Origin of the sequence: Pseudomonas eutrophicaquae (assembly GCF_023544715.1) — a bacterium.
Taxonomy (GTDB): Bacteria; Pseudomonadota; Gammaproteobacteria; order Pseudomonadales; family Pseudomonadaceae; genus Geopseudomonas.
The window spans coordinates 77,215-98,198 of the sequence record NZ_JAMJEZ010000007.1; the positions used below are offsets into that span (position 1 = coordinate 77,215).

Consider the following 20,984-nt stretch of genomic DNA (forward strand, 5'->3'; position numbering starts at 1 on the left):
TCAGCTGTTCAGGCTGCGCTCGTCACACACCCGGTTGCGACCGCTCTGCTTGGCGGCGTACATCGACTGATCGGCGCGCTGCAGCAGGCTGCCGCTCGTATCTCCGACCCGCGCGGTGCTCACCCCCAGGCTGATGGTGATGGTGCCCACCTGCTCGAAGGGCGCGCTGGCCACCCGCTCGCGCAGCTGCTCGGCCAGCTGCACCGCCGCCTCCAGGCCGGTTTCCGGGCAGATGATCACAAACTCCTCGCCCCCGAAGCGGCAGAACACATCGAGCCGGCGCAAGCGGGTCTTGATGCACTGGCACAGCGCCTGCAGCACCTGATCACCGACATCATGGCCGTAGGTGTCGTTGACGCGCTTGAAGTGATCAATGTCCAGCAGCAACAGGCTGAGCTGCTGACCGGTGCGCTTCTGGCGGGCCAGCTCGTGTTCGAGCTGATCGAGGAAGAAGCGCCGGTTGTGAATGCCGGTCAGCGCATCGGTGATGGTCAGCGTGCGCAGCTCCTCCTCGACCTGCTTGAGGTTGCTGATATCACTGACATAGCCATACCAGATCACCGAGCCATCGATCAGCCGCTCAGGCACGGCATCTGCATGCAGCCAGCGCTGACCACGCCGCGGCAAGAGCACCCGAAAATCGCTCTGCCAGCGGCTGGGTGCATGCGCCGCATCGGCAATCGAATCCTCGATGCGGGCGCGATCCTCGGGGTGAATGCGCTCAAACGTCACTTGGGCATCCTGCAGCACCTGCTCCGGCAGCACCTCGAACAGCTCCTGCAAGCCGGTACTGGCGTAGGGCATCGAGGTGTGACCATCAGGGTGCAGCTGGAACTGATAGATGCAGCCCGGCACCTGCGCCCCCAGCCGGGCCAGCAACGCACTGCGCTCCTCCAGCGCGGCGAGGATGCGCTGGCGCTCGCTGGTGTCGATGGCGATCAGCAGATAGCCATCCCACCCGCCGTTGCCATCGCTGATGGTGGAACACATCAGCGTCACCGGCAGCCAGGCGCCGTCATGGCGGCGCAGCAGGGTATCCAGCGAGGCCTGATAGTGGTGGGCCAGCAGCGCCTCCAGCACGGCGGTCGGGTGATCGTTGAGGATGTCGAGACCGGCCGAGAGGGCCAGTTGGCGATTATCCAGCACCGCCTCGATCGATGACTGCTCCAGCATCTGCCGGGGCAAGCCCAGCAAGCGCTCGGCCCCGCTGTTGGCGCTACGGATCTGCCCGTTACTGTCCATGCTGATGATCAGCACTTCACTGGCCGCCTCCAGCAGGTTGTTGAGCCGGGCGTTGATGTGCTGCAGGTGTTCACGGCTGCCCTGCAGCTCGGCGGTGCGCTCCGCGACCAGACGCAGTGCACGCTGGCGCTGGCCCAGCATGGTCATCAGCAATACGCCGAGCAACAGGCTGAGGCTGATGCCCGACAACAGCACCGGCACCCCCATCGGCTGCGCCGCGCGGCGGTAGAACTCGCTCGTCGGACGCAGGTACATCTGATACGGCCAGAGCGGGTTGTCGATTTCATCGACCAGCAGCAAGGTGCGCTCCTCGGCCGCCTGGCCATAGGCATACACCAGCGAGTTCGGCCCGAGCTCCGGGTCATGTACCTCAACCGCCAGCGCCTCCAGAAAACCCGGCGAAACATTCTCCTCCAGCAGCTGGCGGACCCCCAGACCGCTGAACAGCATCCCCCGCAGGCTGGCCAGCTCCGGCACGGCGCCCACGCTATAAATCGGTATGAACAACAGGATCGACAGGCGATCCCGCTCCTCACCCATGGTGCGGCGCAGCACTTTGGTGGCGCTGATCTGCCCACGGCGGATGGCCAGCTCCAGCCCTTCACGCCGCGGGCCGGGCGAGGCCATGTCTAGCCCCAGCGGCAGACCAACATTTTCGCGGGCGGCGCCATAGAGCATCGGGAAATAACTGGACCGCTCGCCCAGCGGCAGCAAGCCGCCCTGCAAGCCCGCCTCGCGCAGCACGAAGTCACTCCCCACCCTCGCCCGCGCCTGCGCCGTGAACGCCGCCAGTTGCGCTGCGTGCGGCACGTCACCTGCGCTGATCGTCAGCCGTGGCGCCCAGGCAAAGACCAGATTCTCATCGAGCATCGGGCTGGCAAACCGCTCGAAGGTTTGCGGATCATCGCCCTGCATCTGGAAGAAGCGCCGCAGGGCATGCAGATCACGCTCACGCTCCTGCAGTCGCTCGCTGAAGCGGCTCAGGTGCTCGTTGGCAAGGCTCTCGAATTGCTGACGCAGTTGCTGCCGATGAAAGGCCTGCACCTGCAGGTAGGCCCACATGCTCAGCAACAGCCCGCACACGGTCGGCAACAGCGCAAGCAACCACACAGGCCGCAACCCTGCAGCCTCGCGGCGGGACAGTATTGATGAGCGCATGCGCATTCCCCGCAACATACCAAGTGAATACTCGCAGCATAGCCGCCCTCTAACGAAGTTGCCGGGCAGTGCATGACGCGGCTGAACGGTCGGCTAATTCGCTATGCGTCATATATCCGTCACAAAAAATCGCCAATCTGCCGCCGAATCGTTGACCTACAGCATACGAACGTCGGAAAAATCCAGTAAGCGCTGTTTTTTTGACTCAAATAAGGTATTCATGTGTGACAGGGGATCGTTGATGTGTGCACACACGCCCCGCCGATCATCAAGCAGAGGAAGCCATAAGATGGGTATCACCAACAGACAGTACGCCCCCCTCGCCACGGAGGCACTGACGCTGGGGGAACATGCCAGGCTCGATGAGACCGCTGTTGCATCGCCAGCGACCAGTGCCCGGCGCAGCAGCGAGGAGGATGGCTTTGCCCTCGACCCCACCCAGCTCTACCTCAACGAGATCGGCTTTTCGCCGCTGCTAAGCGCCGAGGAAGAAGTGCACTTTGCTCGCCTGGCCCGCAAGGGGGATGCGGCGGGCCGGCGGCGCATGATCGAAAGCAATCTGCGCTTGGTGGTACGCATCGCCCGCCGCTATCACAACCGTGGCCTGTCGCTGCTGGACCTGATCGAGGAAGGCAACCTCGGCCTGATCCGCGCGGTGGAAAAGTTCGACCCCGAGCGCGGCTTTCGTTTTTCCACCTACGCCACCTGGTGGATCCGCCAGACCATCGAGCGGGCCTTGATGAGCCAGACCCGCACCATCCGTCTGCCGATTCATGTGGTCAAGGAAGTCAACGTCTGCCTGCGCGCCGGCCGTGAGCTGTCCCAGAAGCTCAGCCATGAGCCGAGCATCGAGGAAGTCGCCCGCCTGCTGGAAAAGCCGGTCGCCGAGGTCAGCCGCACCCTGCGCCTCAACGAGCGCATCATCTCCACCGATGCGCACATCGGCCAGGATTCCGAGCACACCCTGCTGGATATCGTCGCCGATGAGCAGCCGAACGATCCCTGCGACCTGCTGCAGGATGCTGACCTTCAGGAGAGCATCGATCAATGGCTGTCGCAGCTCTCCGAACGGCAGTGCGCCGTGGTGATCCGCCGTTTTGGCCTGCGCGGCCATGAATGCGGCACTCTGGAAGAGGTCGGCCGCGATATCGGCCTGACCCGTGAGCGGGTCCGGCAGATCCAGGTCGAGGCGCTGCGCCGGCTGCGGGAAATCATCGAGGAAAACGGCCTGAATGGCGAAAGCGTCTTCAGCTGATATCCACTGAACCGGCTGCCAGCCTGCAATGGGCTGGCAGTCTGATCGTCCGCGGGTACCCCTGTATTCAATCGATCTGCCGGCGGAACGGTGGCAGGGTGTCCAGCAGGGTGCGTCCATAACGCTGAGTGACCAGCCGACGGTCGAGCAGGGTCACCACGCCGCAATCCTCTTCGGTACGCAGCAGGCGCCCGCAAGCCTGGATCAGCTTCAGCGAGGCGTCAGGCACGGCGATCTCCATGAACGGATTGCCACCACGCGCCTCGATCCACTCCGAGAGCGCCGCCTCGACCGGATCGTCCGGTACGGCAAAGGGAATCTTGGCGATCACCACATGCTCGCACCAGGCGCCGGGCAGATCGACGCCCTCGGCAAAGCTGGCCAGACCGAACAGCACGCTGGGTTCACCGTCATCAACCCGCGCCTTGTGCTTGTTCAGCGTCTCCTGCTTGGACAGGTTGCCCTGAATCAGCACGCGCTTGCGCCAGTCACGCTCAAGGCCATCGAACACCTCCTGCATCTGCTTGCGCGAGGAGAACAGCACCAGACTGCCGCGGGTGCCCTCCAGCAGCGCCGGCAGCTCGCGGATGATCGCCGCGGTGTGCTCGTCGGCCTTGCGCGGGTCTGCGCCCAGATCCGGCACATGCAGCACCCCGGCCTCGGCGTAGCGGAATGGGCTGGGCACCACCGCGGTGGCCGCCTGCTTCGGCAGCCCGGAGCGCATCCGGTAACGGTCGAAGCGGCCCAGCGCGGTGAGGGTGGCCGAGGTGACCAGCGCCCCGAACGCCGCATTCCACAAATGCCGGCGCAGGGTTTCGGCGGCGAGGATCGGGCTGGCATTGACCTCGATGTCGTGATAACTGCCGCTTTCCACCAGGGTCAGCCAGCGGGCCGTGGGCGGGCTGTCTTCAGGGTCCTCGCCGGTGAAGGCGCTCCACAGCTCCCAGTTGCCCTGCGCGCGGGCCTGCAGGCTGCCGAACAGCGGATACCACTCCTCGGCCTGATGACTGGCCAGCCCAGTACTGCCCTCGCCGTCCATCGCCTCCTTGAGCCGCTCGGTCAGGCGGGTCAGTTGCTCGGCCAGGCGGCTGAAGCCCTTTTTCAGCTCCGCGCCCATCTCGCGCAGATGCTCGGGCACTACGCCACCGGGGAAGCGGTGCCGGGGACGCTCGCGGCCCTCCGTATCCTCACCGGGGCGAAAATCGCCGATTTCCTCGCACGCCGCCTGCATGAACTGCTGCTGGGTGCGGATCTCGCGGGCCAGCTCGGGAATCCCCTCCAGCAGCCGGCCGAACTCGCCGGGCAGCGGGTGCTGGGCCAGCAGGCGGGTGAGGTTCTTGGCGGTCTGCTCCAGCCAGTCGGCGGTGGAGCGCAGGCGCGTGGCGTGGGCGAAGTGGCCGATGGCCTTGTCCGGCAGGTGGTGACCTTCGTCGAACACATACAGGGTATCGGCCGGCGCCGGCAGGATCGCCCCGCCGCCCAGCGCCAGATCAGCGAGCACCATGTCATGGTTGGTGACGATCACATCGACCTTGGTCATGCCCTCGCGGGCTTTGTAGAAGGCGCATTGCTGGAAGTTCGGGCAATGCCGGCCGGTGCACTGGGTGTGATCGGTGGTCAGGCGCGCCCACTGCTCATCCTCGATGGCCTCAGGCCAGGCGTCGCGGTCGCCATCCCAGCGGTTGCCGGCCAGCTTCTCGATCATCCGGTTGAACAGCTTCTGGCTGGCTTCGTCGATATCGATGCGAAAGCCCTCCTCCTCGAACAGCTGGGCGGTGGCGCCCTGCGCGGCGCCTTCTTGCAGCAGCAGATCGAGCTTGGACAGGCACAGATAACGCCCGCGGCCCTTGGCTAGGGCAAAGCTGAAATTCAGACCACTGTTGCGGGCCAGATCCGGCAGATCCTTGAATACGATCTGCTCCTGCAGCGCGACCGTGGCCGTGGCGATTACCAAGCGCTTGCCGGCCAGCTTGGCCAGCGGAATGGTCGCCAAGCAATAGGCCACTGTCTTGCCGGTACCGGTGCCGGCCTCGACCGCTACCACCGCCGGCTCGCCGCTGCGCACCCCTTCTTCATCGACCTCGATGGCGCCCAGGGCGCGAGCCACCTCGGCGATCATCAGCCGCTGACCGTAGCGAGGCTTGAGGGACTTGGCCTCGAGAAAGCGGCTGTAGGCGCCCTGGATCTGGGTCTTGAGTTCGTGACTGAGCATGGCGAGGCTGTATGGATATTCAGGCAAGTGACGGCGGCTATGATAGCCTGCCGCACGCCGGGCTGTCGCAGCGGGCTGCAGCGCTGGTCGCTGCGCTCACCAGTCGTTAGGCTGACCGGCCTTGTCCTGCCCTGGAGTCCGCGCCATGTCTACCCCCTGTCCCTGCGGCAGCCAGCAGCCGCTGAGCACCTGCTGCGCTCGCCTGCATGCCGGTGAACCGCCGACCAGCGCCGAGCAGCTGATGCGCTCGCGCTACAGTGCCTATGTGCTGGGACTGATCGACTACCTGATCGCCACCACCCTGCCCGCCCAGCAAGCGGCGCTGGACCGTGATGCCATGACCCAGTGGAGCCACCGCAGCCAGTGGCTGGGGCTGGAGGTCGAGCAGCATCGCCCGCAGCCCGGAACGCCCGAGCGCGCTCAGGTGGTCTTCACCGCACACTGGGCGGATGAACAGGGCACCCACAGCCACCGCGAGTGCTCGGATTTCGTGCACAGTGCCGGGCGCTGGTTCTTCATCGATCCGAGCGTGGCGCTGGCAGCTGGGCGTAATGATCCGTGCCCCTGCGGCAGTGGTCTTAAGTTCAAGAAGTGTTGCCAGACTGTTCGGCACACCCATTGCACAGCGTCTGACAGTTGTTAAACTCCAGACCAAAACGGAGCCCTGCATGCCCGCCTTGGCCACCTTCCGCCCCCTTCTGCTGCCGGTCCTGCTGCTGGCCATCGGCCTGTTACCGGGCTGCAGCCTGCTGCGCCATACCCTGGAAGCGCCGGAGGTGCGTCTGGTCGATATCGAGCTGGTGCGCGCCCGGCTGCTCGAGCAGCAGTTCCTCCTGCACTTTCGCGCCGACAACCCCAACAACGTGCGTCTGCCGATTCGCGGCCTGAGCTACACCGTCTACCTCGAGGACAAAAAGCTCGCCCACGGCGATGCCAGCCAGCATTTCAGCATCCCGGCACACGGCAGCAGCGAGTTCACCGTTCCGGTGCACAGCAACCTGTGGCGCCACCTGCGCACCCTGATGCGCCGGCTGGAAGACCCCGAGCAGCCCCTTCGCTATCGCCTGGAGGGTGAGGTGCGCACCGGCCTGTTCGGTAGCCGCTTCAGCCTGCAGCGCAGTGGCGAGGTAACCCCTGGTGACTATCTGCGGAGTAAGCCATGAGCACGACCCTGATCATCCTTGCCGCCCTGATCATTGCGGCCCTGGGCCTGTATGCCCTGTACCTGTGGCGACAGGTCTGGCAGCGCCAGCGCGTGCGCCAGGCGGCTGAACAGGCCCGGCGCCAGCGCCTGGGTGATGACCTGAAGATCCTCGCCGGCAGCCTGCTCGATGAGCAGATGCCACTGATCGAGGGGGCGATCCGCATCAAGGTCCTGCTGGACAACTACGATCACGTGCTGAGCAATCATGCGCGCTGTGCGGTGTTCCACCAGCTGCATGCAGCCACCGCCGACATCCCCACCCACGCGGCCTGGCAGGCACTGCCGCTGGCCACCCGGCGTGAGCACGAGCGGCACTTCAGCGAGCTGGAACTGCTGCACAAGGCGGCTGCACGCGATGCCGCCCGCTGGCTGCGGGATGAAGCCCTGCCCGGGCAGCGCAGCGCCCCCGCACCGGTAGCCGCCTAAGAGCGCCGCGCGGCACAGGCCGCGTGGCTCGCCCGGCGTGAGCGGCGTCTGATTGCCATTGTCCTGTTCAGGAACTGCCCCATGCGCTCCATGCTGCCGCCGGCCATCCGCCGGCCACGCCCCCACTTGGCCCTGCCCCTTGCGGCCACGCTGCTGCTCAGTGGCTGCCAGCTGATCCAGCCACCGCCCGCCAGCGCCATTTTGCCCGAGCAGGGCATGCAGACCCTGCGCGGACTGGCACAGCCGGTCACGGTGCATCGCGATCCTCGGGATGTGCCCCTGATCGAGAGCGCCAGCCTGCACGACGGTCTGTTTACCCTCGGCTATCTGCACGGCCGCGATCGTCTGGCGCAGATGATCCGTCTGCGGCTGCTGGCCGACGGGCGTCTGGCCGAGCTGGACGGCGCCCCGGCCTTGCCGCTCGATCGCCTGCTGCGCGCCCTGGACCTGCGCCATGGCGCGGCTGAACTCTTGCGCAGCGCCAGTCCGCAGATGCGCCAGATCCTCGACGTTTATGCCCGCGGAGTGAATGCCGCGCTGTTCGCCCAGCGCCGCGCGCTGCCCGCTGAGCTGGCTGGCCTGCAGCCGGCTCCCGCTTACTGGCAGGCCGAGGATTCCGCGCTGCTGTTCTACCTGCTGGATCTGGCGCTCTCCGGCAATCTGGAAGATGAGCTGGCGGCCCTGTGGCTGGCCCCGCGAGTCGATCAGCGCCTGCTGGCCACGCTGCTGGGCGATGGACCGGAGCAGCCGCTGGACACCGAAGAACTCGCCCTGCTGCAAGGCCCGGTACAGCCTCCAAGCGCCGCGCTGCTACGCGAGCTGCTCTACACGCTGCGCCGCTTCGACCAGCAGGCGCCCGGGGTACACAGCAGCCTGCAAGTTGCCGTGCACGCCTCGCGCAGCCGTGGCGGGCGCAGCCTGCTGGCGATGGACAGCCGGCATAGCAGTACGCAAGCCCCCTGGTATGCCGTTCAGTTCAAGACGCCACGCTACCAGGTGGCGGGTGCCGGCTTGCCGGGCCTGCCGCTGCTGCTGCAGGGCTTCAACGGCCAGCTGACCTGGAGCCTTGGCAGCATCCGGGCCGACACCCAGGATCTGGCCATCGAGTCACTGCGCCGCCGCGGCGCCGGGTTCGAGTACCGGCATCAGGATGGTAGCTGGCAAACCCTGCAGGCGCGGCCGGCGACGTTCTTCATCCGGGGTCAGCGCCCGCAGCGCCATCCGCTGTATGCCTCGGCCAACGGTCCGCTGCTGCATGATCCGCACGGACAGCCCAGCGCACTGGCGCTGCGGCGGCCGGCGCTCAACGGGGATCGCAGCCTGGATGCACTGTTTGCGCTGTCGCGGGCGCCGTCGCTGGAGCAGGCTCACGATGCCGCCCGCGCAGTGCGCACCCCCGCCGTCCACCTGCTGTATGCCGATGCCGGCAGCATCGCCTGGCAGGTGGCGGGACGCTATCCAAACCGCCTGAGCGGGCGCGGCCTGCTGCCGGTGCCCGGCTGGCAGCCGCAGCGAGCCTGGGATGGCTACGCCGACAGTATGCTGCACCCCTATGATCAAGACCCCGCCCGCGGTGCGCTGGTGCTGGCCGGGCAGCGCAGTGTGGCGCCAGGCTATGGCGTGCAGATGGCCGCCGCCTGGCAAACAGCACAGGTGGCCGAACAACTGGAACAGCGACTGGCCAAGGGCGCCGTGGAGGCCGGCTCACTGGCACGCTGGCTGGCGCAGCATCCCGCACCGCGCCATACGCTGCTGGAGCGGCTCAGCCAACCACAGTCCCTGCAGCATCTGCCGGCCGCACAGGCCGAGAGTCTGCGCCAGACCCTCGCGGCGCTGGATCTACCCCCGCGTCCCGAGGCCGCTTCCGGCCTGCGCTGGCGGGTGGATTTCTCGCAGCAGGAGCCGCTTAAGCTGCGGCTCTGGCCGGCGCAGCGTGAGGCGGATACCCGTCCGCCCCGTACCGCCAGCGCGCCGCTGGCTCCGCTCACACGCCGCGCTCAGGAGCCTGCACGCGCCGAGGCGGTGCTGCGCCTGCTGCCCGCCGCCCGCTGAAAACGACAGCGGCCAGCCCCGGTTGCCCGGAGCTGGCCGCAGCGTGTTACGCAAGACCTCAGGGACGCTCGTCGACTTCGTCCTCGACCACCGGTGGAATCAGATCCTCACGGGTCAGATTCAGCCAGATCAGCAGAATCGCGGCGATGTAGATCGAGGAGAAGGTCCCGACGCCCACGCCAATGAACAGCGCCAGCGAGAAGCCCCAGAGGCTCTCCCCACCAAATAGCAGCAGCGCGCCGACGGCCAGCAACGTCGAGATCGAGGTCGCCAGGGTACGCAGCAGGGTCTGGGTGGTGGAAATGTTGATGTTCTCGATCAGCTCGGTCTTGCGCAGCAGGCGGAAGTTCTCGCGGATGCGGTCGAACACCACGATGGTGTCGTTCAGCGAATAGCCGATGATCGCCAGCACCGCCGCCAGTACGCTCAGATCAAAGGTCAGCTGGAACAGGCTGAACACCCCGAGGGTGATGATCACGTCATGCACCAGCGAGAGGATCGCCCCCATGCCGAACTTCCACTGGAAGCGAAACGCTACGTACACCAGGATGCCGGCCAGTGCCACCAGCATACCCAGCCCGCCCTGATCGCGCAGCTCCTCACCCACCTGCGGACCGACGAACTCGACACGCTTGAGGGTGAAGGGCGTATCGGCACTGACGCGGCGCAGCGCCTCGGCCAGCTGATTGCCAAGATCCGGGTCATCGCCCTGCATGCGCACCAGCACATCGGTGCTGGCACCAAAGCTCTGCACCACGGCATCGCCGTAGCCGGCCTCACGCAGCTGGACGCGGACCTGATCGAGCTGCGCCGGTTGCGCGTAGGACAGCTCGATCAGCGTACCGCCGGTAAAGTCGAGGCCAAAGTTCAGCCCGCGAATCGCCAGACTTGCCAGCGAGCCGAGCACCAGCACCACGGCCAGCACGACCGCCGCGTGGCGCAGCGCCATGAAATTGATCACACGTTTCATTCAGGCAGTCCTCAGATCCACAGCTTCTTGATGTTGCGGCCACCGTAGATCAGGTTGACCATCGCGCGGGTCACGTAGATCGCCGTGAACATCGAGGTGACAATCCCCAGCGACAGGGTGACGGCAAAGCCCTTGATCGGCCCGGTGCCCATGGCAAACAGGATCGCACCGACCAGCAAGGTGGTCAGGTTGCCGTCCAGGATCGCCGACAACGCCCGGTCAAAGCCCTCATGGATGGCGCGCTGGATGTTCATGCCGTTGGCAATTTCCTCGCGGATCCGCGAGAAGATCAGCACGTTGGCGTCCACCGCCATGCCCATGGTCAGCACGATACCGGCAATACCCGGCAGGGTCAGGGTCGCACCGAGCAGCGACATCAGCGCCAGCAGCAGGGTCATGTTGAAGGCCAGTGCCGCCGTCGCCAGCACGCCAAATGCCTTGTAGATCAGCATGATGAACAGCGCGACCAAGATCATGCCCCAGATGCCCGCCTGCACGCCGAGCTGGATATTCTCAGCCCCCAGGCTCGGGCCGATGGTGCGTTCCTCGGCAAAGTACATCGGCGCGGCCAGGCCACCGGCGCGCAGCAGCAGTGCCAGCTCCGAGGACTCACCCGGGCCATCGAGGCCGGTGATGCGGAAGCTGTTGCCCAGCGGCGACTGGATGGTCGCCAGGCTGATCACCTGCTTCTCCTCGCGGAAGGCCTGCACCGCCACTTCCTGCTCGACGCCATCCACCACCTGACGCACATAGCGGGTCACCGGCTTCTGCTCGATAAACACCACCGCCATGCTGCGCCCGACGTTGTTGCGGGTCGCCCGGCTCATCAGCTCACCGCCCTGACCATCCAGACGAATGTTGACCTGCGGGCGGCCGTTCTCATCAAAGCTCGACTGGGCGTCGGTCACCTGATCGCCGGTGATGATCACGCTGCGCTCCAGCGGCACCGGAGCCCGGCCCTGCTCACGGAAGCCGAAGGTCTCGGTACTAGCACGCGGGGCATCCTGCTCGGCGGCCAGACGGAACTCGAGGTTGGCGGTCTTGCCGAGAATCCGCTTGGCCTCGGCGGTGTCCTGCACGCCGGGCAGCTCGACCACAATGCGGTTGGCACCCTGGCGCTGCACCAGCGGCTCGGCGACGCCCAGCTCGTTGACCCGGTTGCGCACCGTAGTGAGGTTCTGCTTGATCGAGTATTCGCGGATTTCCGCCAGCTTGGCGGCACTCAGGCCCAGGCGCAGTACCTGCAGCTCGTTGCGCTCCAGCGTCTGCAGCTCAAAGTCGGGGAAGTCCTTGCGGATCAGCCGCTCGGCCTGCGCCAGCGCCTGCGCATCGACAAAGCCGATCTGCAGGGCACCCTCGCTGACCGGCAGCGAGCGATAGCGCACCCGCTCCTTGCGCAGCAAGGTCTTCACTTCACCTTCATAGACCTTGAGGCGCGCGGCAACCGCTTTGTCCATGTCCACTTCGAGCAGGAAGTGCACACCACCAGAGAGGTCCAGACCGAGCTTCATCGGACTGGCGCCGAGGCTGCGCAGCCAGTCGGGAGTGGTGGGCGCCAAGTTCAGCGCCACCACATAATCGTCACCCAGCAGGCGGCGCACCACGTCCTTGGCCGGCAGCTGGTCTTCCTGACGCAGCAGGCGCAGCAGACCGCCACGCTCGGTGGTGGTGGCGGCCTTGACCTCGATCCCGGCCTCGCGCAGTGCCTGCGCGGCACGCTCGACATCCTTTGCCTCGATCTTCAGGGCGCTGCTGGCGCCGCTGAGCTGGATGGCGGGATCGTCAGGGTAGAGGTTGGGCGCCGAATAGATGAAGCCGATCCCCAGCACCAGGAGAATCAGCAGGTATTTCCACAGAGGGTATTTGTTGAGCATGACACAGCCCGTATGCGACACGGGGCACATTGCGTGCCCCGTGGGTGGTGGAGATGCAGGCTCAGATCGCCTTCAGGGTGCCCTTGGGCAGAGCCGCGGCGATGGCCGCTTTCTGGATCTTCAGCTCGACGGTGTCAGACACCTCCAGCACGACAAAATCATCCGCCACCTTGGCGACCTTGCCGGCAATGCCACCGGCGGTCACCACTTCATCACCCTTCTGCAGGCCGGCGAGCAGGTTCTTGTGCTCCTTGGCGCGCTTGGACTGTGGGCGCCAGATCATCAGATAGAAGATGACCACAAAGCCGACCAGCATCACCCACTCAAAGCCGGTCCCGGCCGGGGACGCCGCAGCGGCGGCAGTGTCGGCGTAGGCGGCGGGAATCAGAAAGCTCATGTACTACTCCTGTTGCAAGGTCTTGAAAATTCGGGGGATTCAGTCGAGCGGCGGAACCGGCAGGCCGCGCCGCGCATAGAAGTCGGCGACAAAGGCGGTCAATGTACCTTGGCCGATGGCCTCGCGCAAACCGGCCATCAGGCGCTGATAATGGCGCAGGTTATGGATGGTATTGAGCATGCTGCCGAGCATTTCTCCGCACTTGTCCAGGTGGTGCAGATAAGCGCGGGAGAAGTTCTGGCAGGTATAGCAGTCGCAGGTCGGATCCAGCGGCGAGTCGTCGTGCTTGTGCACGGCGTTGCGAATCTTGATCACCCCGGTATCAACGAACAGGTGGCCATTGCGGGCGTTGCGGGTCGGCATCACGCAGTCGAACATGTCGATGCCACGGCGCACTCCCTCGACCAGATCCTCCGGCTTGCCGACGCCCATCAGGTAGCGCGGCTTGTCGGCCGGCAGCAGCGGCGGCACGCAGTCGAGGATGCGGATCATGTCCTCTTTAGGCTCGCCGACCGACAGACCGCCGATCGCCAGACCGTCAAAGCCGATCTCCAGCAGCCCCTCCAGCGAACGGCGGCGCAGCTCCTCGTGCATGCCGCCCTGAACGATGCCGAACAGCGCCGCCGGATTGCCCTCATGGGCATCCTTGGAGCGCTTGGCCCAGCGCAGCGACAGCTCCATCGACTGCCGCGCGGTGTCAAAGTCGGCCGGGTACGGCGTGCACTCGTCGAAGATCATCACGATGTCCGAGCCCAGCTCGCGCTGCACCTGCATCGACTCCTCGGGCCCCATGAACACCTTGGCGCCATTGACCGGCGAGGCGAAGTACACGCCCTCCTCCTTGATCTTGCGCATGGCGCCGAGGCTGAACACCTGGAAGCCGCCGGAGTCGGTGAGGATCGGTCCCTGCCACTGCATGAAGTCGTGCAGATCGCCATGCGCGCGGATCACCTCGGTGCCCGGGCGCAGCCACAGGTGGAAGGTATTGCCGAGAATGATCTGCGCACCGATCGCCTCGATGTCGCGCGGCAGCATGCCCTTGACCGTGCCGTAGGTGCCGACCGGCATGAATGCCGGGGTATCGACCACGCCACGCGGGAAGGTCAGCCGGCCGCGACGGGCCTTGCCGTCGGTGGCCAGCAGCTCGAAGGACATGTGACTCATCGGGTTTCCTCGGGGCCGCGCGCGGCGGGATTGCGGGTGATGAACATGGCATCGCCGTAGCTGAAGAAGCGGTAACCCTCAGCCACCGCAGCGCGGTAGGCGGCCATGGTCTCGGGGTAGCCGGCGAAGGCTGAGACCAGCATCAGCAGCGTGGACTCGGGCAGATGGAAGTTGGTGACCAGGGCATCGACCACATGGAAGGGCCGCCCCGGATAGAGAAAGATGTCGGTGTCGCCACTGAACGGCCTGAGCACGCCATCGCGCGCCGCCGACTCCAGCGAGCGCACGCTGGTGGTGCCCACCGCGATCACCCGCCCGCCGCGCGCCTTGCAGGCTTCGACCGCGGCGACCACCGCCGGCGCGACCTCCAGCCACTCGCTGTGCATGTGATGGTCTTCGATGCGCTCGACGCGCACCGGCTGGAAGGTACCGGCACCGACGTGCAGGGTGACGAAGGCGGTTTCCACGCCCTTTTCACGGATCGCCGCCAGCAGGCCGTCATCAAAATGCAGCCCGGCAGTCGGCGCCGCCACCGCACCGGCCTTGGCCTTGTCGGAGTAGACGGTCTGGTAGCGCTCGCGGTCGGCAGCCTCGTCCGGGCGGTCGATGTAAGGCGGCAGTGGCATATGCCCGACACGCTCGAGCAGCGCCAGCACCGGCTCGGCAAAGCGCAGCTCGAACAGTGCGTCGTGACGGGCCAGCATCTCGGCCTCACCACCGCCCTCGATATGGATCAGGCTGCCCGGCTTGGGCGACTTGCTGGCGCGCACATGGGCCAGCACGCGCTGCTCATCCAACAGGCGCTCGACCAGGATCTCCAGCCGGCCGCCGGAGGCCTTCTGGCCGAACAGCCGCGCCGGGATCACCCGGGTGTCGTTGAACACCATCAGGTCGCCGGGACGCAGGTATTCCAGCAGGTCAGGGAACTGGCGGTGGCGCAGCTCACCACTTGGGCCATCCAGCATTAAAAGACGGCTGGCACAGCGCTCGGCCAGCGGATGACGGGCGATCAGCTCGTCGGGAAGTTCGAAATGGAAGTCGGCAACACGCATGACAGGGCTCTCGCAGGGGCGCCGATCTTAGCGGAAATGCCCCGGGCTGACCACGCGCCGCCTATCCGTGCGCGCCGCACCCGGCCGCCGCCATCCTGCGACTAAAGCAGGGCGGTAACCGCCCACAAGCCGTGTCAGGATGAGAAAAATCGGTAAACAGCCGTGTTCGATCTTGAGCCCCTACCCCGTGCATGTCAGGATCCTGCGGTCTGTGACACGCCTGCCGCTCCACAAGAGCCGGGCATCCTCCAAAAATTCCAATGAATGAAGCGGCCTTTTCCCGGGCCTTTTCGTGACAGATATCTTTCAGGAGCAGCAATGTCCGCCCGTAACATTCTGGTGATCAACTGTGGCAGTTCGTCCATCAAATTTGCCCTGGTCAATGAAGCACAGAGCAGCTTCCCGCTGCAGGGCCTGGCCGAACGCCTGGGCAGCCCGGAAGCAGTGATCCACTTCGAGAATGCCTCCGGCAAGGAAAGCCTTCAGGTCCCGGATGCCGACCACCAGGCTGCGCTGGCGCAGATTCTGCCGCGCGTTGAAGCCGCCGCCGGTGGTCACCTGGACGGCATCGGCCACCGCGTCGTGCATGGCGGTGAGAAGTTCTTCGCCTCCACCCTGCTCAACGCCGAAACCCTGGCCGGGATCGAGGCCAACGTGCAGCTGGCCCCGCTGCACAACCCCGCCAACCTGAGCGGTATCCAGGCCGCCATGAGCCTGTTCCCGAGCCTGCCGCAGGTGGGTGTGTTCGACACCGCCTTCCACCAGAGCATGCCCGAGCACGCTTACCGCTACGCGGTGCCGGAGTTCCTCTACACCCAGCATGGCGTGCGTCGCTATGGCTTCCACGGCACCAGCCATCGTTATGTCAGCAAGCGCGCTGCCGAGCTGGCCGATCTGCCGGCCAATAACAGCAGCTGGCTGGTGGCGCACCTTGGCAACGGCTGCTCCACCTGCGCGGTGGTCAATGGCCACAGCCGCGACACCAGCATGGGCCTGACCCCGCTGGAAGGTCTGGTGATGGGCACCCGCAGCGGTGACGTCGACCCCAGCCTGCACAACTTCCTGGCCAACACCCTGGGCTGGGATCTGGCCAAGATCGACAGCATGCTCAACAAGGAAAGCGGCCTCAAGGGTCTGTCCGGCCTGAGCAACGACATGCGCACCATCACCGAGGCCCGCGAAGCCGGCCATCCGGGCGCGACCCTGGCCTTTGAGGTGTTCTGCTACCGTCTGGCCAAGTCGCTGGCCAGCATGGCCTGCGCCCTCGAGCAGCTCGATGGTCTGGTATTCACCGGCGGTATCGGTGAAAACGCCGCCGTGGTGCGTGCCCGCACTCTGGATCACCTCAAGCTGCTGGGCTTCAAGATCGATGCCGAAGCCAACGCCCGCTGCGTGCGCGGTGTTGCCGGCGAGATCCAGGCGGCAGGCAGCCCGCGCATCCTGGTCGTGCCGACCAACGAGGAGCGCCAGATCGCCCTGGACACCCTCGCCCTGCTCGACGCCTGATCCGATTGCCATGCAGGCGTCCCATCCGTAATGCCAGACCCGGCCACCGCAAGGTGTCCGGGTCTTCGCGTCACGGCGAGGTGGAAATGCCCTGCTGTCGTTAGTGTTCTCTGCTCCCTGCAAGGAGATTCCATGCACACTCTGTTTCTTGCACCCACCGGCTTTGGTGGTGGTCTCAATTCCATCAGCCTCGGCCTGATCAAGAGCCTCGAGCAGGCTGGCCTCAAGGTCGGCTTCTTCAAGCCGATCGCCCAGCTGCTGCCGGGCGACATCGATCAGGAGCGCTCCTGCGTACTGGTCGAGCGCACCCTCGGCATCAACAGCCCGGCGGCACTGGCCCAGAGCCAGGTCGAGCGCCAGCTGGCCAGCGGCGATCTGGACCTGCTGCTTGAAGAAGTGGTCCAGCGCTTCCAGCAAGCGGCCGCCGGCAAGGATGTAGTGGTGGTCGAGGGCCTGGTGCCGACTCGCGAGTGCGAATACGCCGCGCGCCTCAATACCCAGCTGGCCAAGAGCCTCGATGCCGAGGTGATTCTGGTCGCAGCCCAGGGCAAGGACAGCCTCAAGCAACTGGCCGAACGCATTGAAATCCAGGCGCAGATGTTCGGCGGCGCCAAGGATGCCAAGGTGCTCGGTACCATCCTCAACAAGGTGCAGAGCGAGGACGGTGTACCGGCTTTCATCGAGCGCCTCAAGGCGCAACTGCCGCTGCTCGGCACCGAGAGCTTTGCCCTGATCGGCGCGGTACCGTTCAACGCCGAGCTCAATGCCCTGCGCACCCGCGACATTGCCGACGCCCTGGACGCCCAGGTGATCAATGCCGGCAACCTCGAGCAGCGCCGCGTACAGAAGATCATCCTCGCCGCGCGCACCGTGCCGAACATGGCCCACCTGCTGCAGCCAGGCGTGCTGGTCGTGACCCCGGGGGATCGCGACGACATCATCCTCGCTGCCTGCATGGCCTCGCTCAATGGCGTGGAGCTGGCCGGCATCCTGCTGACCGGCGATTTTGGCACCGACCCGCGGATCATCGACCTGTGCAAGGCCGCGCTGGATGGCGGTCTGCCGCTGCTGCGCGTGGATACCGGCTCCTTCGATACCGCCAGCAACCTGGTCAACCTGAACAAGGAAACCCCGGCCGACGACATCGAACGCGCCCGCCGCGTCACCGATTTCATCGCTGCCGAGCTGCATGCCGAGTTCCTGCGCACCCACTGCAGCGGCACCCGCGAGCTGCGCATGTCGCCGGCCGCGTTCCGCTACCAGCTGGTCAAGCGCGCCCAGGATGCCGACAAGCGCATCGTCCTGCCGGAAGGCGACGAGCCGCGCACCGTGCGTGCGGCCGCGATCTGCCAGGAGCGCGGCATTGCCCGCTGCGTACTGCTGGCCAAGCCGGAAGCCGTCGAGGCCGTGGCCCGCGAGCAGGGCATCACCCTGCCGGAAGGCCTGGAGATCCTCGATCCTGAGGTGATCGCCGAAAACTACGTGGCGCCGATGTGCGAGCTGCGCAAGTCCAAGGGCCTCACCCCGGAGCAGGCCCGCGAGCAGCTCAAGGACACCGTGGTGATCGGCACCATGATGCTGGCGCTGGATGAGGTCGATGGCCTGGTTTCCGGTGCTGTGCACACCACCGCCAACACCATCCGCCCGGCCCTGCAGCTGATCAAGACTGCACCGGGCTACAACCTGGTGTCTTCGGTGTTCTTCATGCTGCTGCCCGACCAGGTGCTGGTCTACGGCGACTGCGCGGTGAACCCCAACCCGAGCGCCACCGAGCTGGCCGAGATCGCCCTGCAGAGCGCCGAGTCCGCGGTAGCGCTGGGCGTCAACCCGCGCGTGGCGATGATCAGCTACTCGACCGGTAGCTCCGGCGCCGGCGCTGAGGTGGAGAAGGTCGCCGAAGCGACCCGCATCGCCCAGGAGCGCGCTCCGCAGCTTCCGATCGACGGCCCGCTGCAGTACGACGCCGCCTCGGTCCTGAGCGTGGGTCGCCAGAAGGCCCCGAACAGCAAGGTTGCCGGGCAGGCCACGGTGTTCGTGTTCCCGGATCTGAACACCGGCAACACCACCTACAAGGCGGTGCAGCGCAATGCCAACTGCCTGAGCGTCGGCCCGATGCTGCAAGGTCTGGCCAAGCCGGTGAACGACCTGTCGCGCGGCGCGCTGGTAGACGACATCGTCTTCACCATCGCCCTCACCGCCCTGCAGGCAGCCAGCCAGGCGGCCCAAAAGGCGGCCCAGAGCGCCTGATCCGCTGGCCTCCCGACCCGGGTCGGGAGGCCAACTTGCGGTGCTGATTGACCGGGCTGCGCAGTCTCACTATACTGCGCGCCCATTGCCTCGATGGCGGAATTGGTAGACGCAGCGGATTCAAAATCCGCCGCTGGCGACAGCGTAAGAGTTCGAGTCTCTTTCGGGGCACCACTTTAGCTTTCCAAGCATTCCCAAATGCCCCGGAAAGCCCAGAAAACCGGCCTTAGCGCCGGTTTTTTATTGCCTGTGATTCAGTCAACTGCGCCAAGAGCCGCCCCGCGCGGCTCGCCGCCACCACGCCCGAACACCCGCAACGGCTACACCCGCCCCCTAGAGCGCCACTGACAGACTGAATCACTCAAGAACTGTGCACGCTGTCGCACTCTGCAAAAACTCCCAGCGCCACCGCCTCGCAGACGCAAAACCTAGCGGCATAATCCGCATGTTTTCGATTCAGAGGTCGCCCCACAAGACGACCCGCCCTGCCCAGAGACTCCTCCAATGAACACGTTTTCCTTCCCGCGCAGCGCCACCGCTCTGGCCCTGATCCTGGCTGCAAGCCTGGCAACCGGTTGCAGTGGTACCTCCAAGCGTTACTACGTCAGCGACAGTGGTAGCAGCAGCAGTGCCAATGGCACAGGTTCGGTGATCGATGGCTCCAGCAGCGCAGATGGCACCAGCGGCACGGACGGTACAGGCGGCGGCGGCACTATCGGTACCGATGGCACGGGTAGCACTGATGGTACCGGCGGCACCGGCACTGATGGCAATGGCGATCTGACCGGCACTGACGGTGCGGGTACCGGCGATGGAACGAACATCGTGGATGGTGGCGACACCTCCATCCCGGGCACCAGCACGCTCACCCCGACCCGCGGCACCATCACCGAAGTACAGGAAACCGTGGACACACTGCTGGCCGACACCAGCCTGTCGGGCGTGGGTGATCTGGTCAACGGTCTGGTCGATCCGCAGACCGGTACCCTGGCACCGGTCACTGGCCTGCTGGAAAACCTGACCGCCGAGGGTGGCCTGCTGCAGCCGGTCGGTGATCTGGTCGGCGGACTGGCCACCCGTGATGATGCCCTGCTGGCACCGGTGGTCGCGACCGTCGATGGCCTGCTCGGCGGCCTGCTGAATGCCGACAGCGGCCTGGTTGGCGGTCTGCTCGGCGGCGAGAGTGGTCTGCTGGGCGGTGGTCTGCTCGGCGGCACGGCCAGCACTGACGGCACGGGCACCATCAGCGCCGTACAAGGCACCGTCGACAACCTGCTGGGGGATACTGCGCTGGCAGGCGTCGGCGGCCTGGTCAATGGCCTGGTTGACCCCAACGCCGGGGTGCTGGCGCCGGTCACCGGCCTGGTCGAAGACCTGACGGCTCCCAGCGGCGCACTGGCCCCCGTCGGCAATCTGGTCGGTGGTCTGGTGACCAATGAAGATGCTGCACTGGCACCGGTGGTACAGACGGTTGATGGCCTGCTCGGTAGCCTGCTGGGCGGCGAAGGTCTGCTCGGTGGCAGCACCGGCCTGCTCGGCAGCCTGAGCGGTGGCAGCGCCACAGGCGACGCCAGCGTCACTGACACTGACAGCACCAGCGGGGGTGGCCTGTTGGGCGGTCTGCTCGGTGGCAGCGGTGGTCTGCTCGGCGGCGTCACCGGCGGCAGCACGACCACAGATGGCACCGGCACCGTCACTGCCGTGCAGGGCACCGTCGACAACCTGCTGGGGGATACCGCGCTGGCAGGCGTCGGTGGTCTGGTCAATGGTCTGGTTGATCCCAACGCTGGCGCACTGGCACCGGTCACCGGGCTGGTGGAAGACCTGACCTCGCCTAATGGCGCGCTGGCACCGGTCCAGGATCTGGTTGGCGGTCTGGTCACCAATCAAGACGCCGCGCTGGCACCGGTGGTCAATGTCGTGGACGGTCTGGTCGATGGCCTGCTCGGCACCAACGGTGGCCTGCTGGGCACCAGCGGCACCGGTACCGGCCTGCTGGGCGGGTTGCTGGGTGGCACAGGAGCCTCCGCCAGCACCAGCCTTGATCCGGCCACCAGCGCTACCGTAACCAGCGACACCAGCACCGGACTGGTCGGCGGCCTGCTGGGTGGGCTGCTCGGCGGCGGCACCACCGGCAACTGATTCGCGCGCATCGCAACACGTACAGGCCGGCCTGCAGCATATCCTGCAGGCCGGCTTGCGCGTTTCTGGGCCTTGAGCGGCCA

15 protein-coding genes and 1 tRNA gene are annotated in these 20,984 nt (G+C 66.0%); 9 read left to right on the forward strand and 7 right to left on the reverse strand.

Annotated elements, in window-relative coordinates:
- Positions 1-2,352 carry a sensor domain-containing diguanylate cyclase gene (locus MXC11_RS05020; protein ID WP_250006107.1) on the reverse strand — a complete coding sequence of 784 codons (2,352 nt, stop codon included), beginning with the start codon at positions 2,350-2,352 and terminating at the stop codon, positions 1-3.
- A gap of 337 nt (positions 2,353-2,689) precedes the next feature.
- Here MXC11_RS05020 and rpoS point away from each other — a divergent pair, with 337 nt between their 5' ends.
- On the forward strand, positions 2,690-3,655 hold the full coding sequence (gene rpoS / locus MXC11_RS05025; protein WP_462938101.1) for an RNA polymerase sigma factor RpoS: 966 nt from the start codon (positions 2,690-2,692) through the stop codon (positions 3,653-3,655).
- Between the two features lie 67 nt (positions 3,656-3,722).
- Here rpoS and dinG read toward each other — a convergent pair whose 3' ends face one another.
- A complete protein-coding gene (dinG, locus tag MXC11_RS05030; RefSeq protein WP_250006109.1) occupies positions 3,723-5,867 on the reverse strand; it encodes an ATP-dependent DNA helicase DinG in 2,145 nt (714 codons plus the stop codon).
- A gap of 145 nt (positions 5,868-6,012) precedes the next feature.
- Between dinG and MXC11_RS05035 the strand changes: the two genes are divergently transcribed.
- The 4 genes from MXC11_RS05035 (at position 6,013) to MXC11_RS05050 (ending at position 9,549) form a co-directional block, all read left to right on the forward strand.
- A complete protein-coding gene (locus MXC11_RS05035; protein WP_250006111.1) occupies positions 6,013-6,510 on the forward strand; it encodes a YchJ family protein in 498 nt (165 codons plus the stop codon).
- A gap of 25 nt (positions 6,511-6,535) precedes the next feature.
- Positions 6,536-7,030, forward strand: a complete 495-nt coding sequence (locus MXC11_RS05040) for an LEA/WHy family protein (RefSeq protein WP_250006113.1) — start codon at positions 6,536-6,538, stop codon at positions 7,028-7,030.
- Complete coding sequence (locus MXC11_RS05045) at positions 7,027-7,497, forward strand: DUF2489 domain-containing protein (RefSeq protein ID WP_250006115.1); 471 nt, start codon at positions 7,027-7,029, stop codon at positions 7,495-7,497. Before MXC11_RS05040 ends, MXC11_RS05045 begins: the two co-directional genes overlap by 4 nt.
- 81 nt (positions 7,498-7,578) lie before the next feature.
- Entirely contained in the window at positions 7,579-9,549 is a 1,971-nt protein-coding gene (locus tag MXC11_RS05050) for a penicillin acylase family protein (RefSeq protein WP_250006117.1), read from the forward strand.
- A gap of 58 nt (positions 9,550-9,607) precedes the next feature.
- Here the strand turns inward: MXC11_RS05050 and secF are convergent, their stop codons facing one another.
- The 5 genes from secF to queA form a co-directional block, all read right to left on the reverse strand.
- The gene (secF, locus tag MXC11_RS05055; RefSeq protein ID WP_250006119.1) at positions 9,608-10,519 is read right to left on the reverse strand and encodes a protein translocase subunit SecF; all 912 of its coding nucleotides are present in this window, start codon (positions 10,517-10,519) and stop codon (positions 9,608-9,610) included.
- A gap of 11 nt (positions 10,520-10,530) precedes the next feature.
- The gene (gene secD, locus MXC11_RS05060) at positions 10,531-12,393 is read right to left on the reverse strand and encodes a protein translocase subunit SecD (protein WP_250006121.1); all 1,863 of its coding nucleotides are present in this window, start codon (positions 12,391-12,393) and stop codon (positions 10,531-10,533) included.
- Positions 12,394-12,454: 61 nt separating this feature from the next.
- On the reverse strand, positions 12,455-12,790 hold the full coding sequence (gene yajC / locus MXC11_RS05065; protein ID WP_250006123.1) for a preprotein translocase subunit YajC: 336 nt from the start codon (positions 12,788-12,790) through the stop codon (positions 12,455-12,457).
- A gap of 39 nt (positions 12,791-12,829) precedes the next feature.
- On the reverse strand, positions 12,830-13,945 hold the full coding sequence (gene tgt / locus MXC11_RS05070; RefSeq protein WP_250006248.1) for a tRNA guanosine(34) transglycosylase Tgt: 1,116 nt from the start codon (positions 13,943-13,945) through the stop codon (positions 12,830-12,832).
- A gap of 5 nt (positions 13,946-13,950) precedes the next feature.
- Positions 13,951-15,006 carry a tRNA preQ1(34) S-adenosylmethionine ribosyltransferase-isomerase QueA gene (gene queA / locus MXC11_RS05075; protein ID WP_250006125.1) on the reverse strand — a complete coding sequence of 352 codons (1,056 nt, stop codon included), beginning with the start codon at positions 15,004-15,006 and terminating at the stop codon, positions 13,951-13,953.
- 318 nt (positions 15,007-15,324) lie between these two features.
- On the opposite strand from queA, the gene MXC11_RS05080 reads away from it, so the two are divergent.
- The 4 genes from MXC11_RS05080 to MXC11_RS05095 all read left to right on the forward strand — a co-directional run bounded on the left by MXC11_RS05080 (position 15,325) and on the right by MXC11_RS05095 (position 20,901).
- The gene (locus MXC11_RS05080; RefSeq protein ID WP_250006127.1) at positions 15,325-16,512 is read left to right on the forward strand and encodes an acetate kinase; all 1,188 of its coding nucleotides are present in this window, start codon (positions 15,325-15,327) and stop codon (positions 16,510-16,512) included.
- A gap of 132 nt (positions 16,513-16,644) precedes the next feature.
- Positions 16,645-18,759: a phosphate acetyltransferase gene (gene pta, locus MXC11_RS05085; protein WP_250006130.1), complete on the forward strand. Its 2,115-nt coding sequence runs from the start codon at positions 16,645-16,647 to the stop codon at positions 18,757-18,759.
- An 87-nt stretch (positions 18,760-18,846) separates the two neighbouring features.
- Positions 18,847-18,933: transfer RNA gene (locus MXC11_RS05090), tRNA-Leu, on the forward strand.
- A gap of 330 nt (positions 18,934-19,263) precedes the next feature.
- Positions 19,264-20,901, forward strand: a complete 1,638-nt coding sequence (locus MXC11_RS05095) for a hypothetical protein (protein ID WP_250006131.1) — start codon at positions 19,264-19,266, stop codon at positions 20,899-20,901.
- Positions 20,902-20,984: the final 83 nt, after the last annotated feature.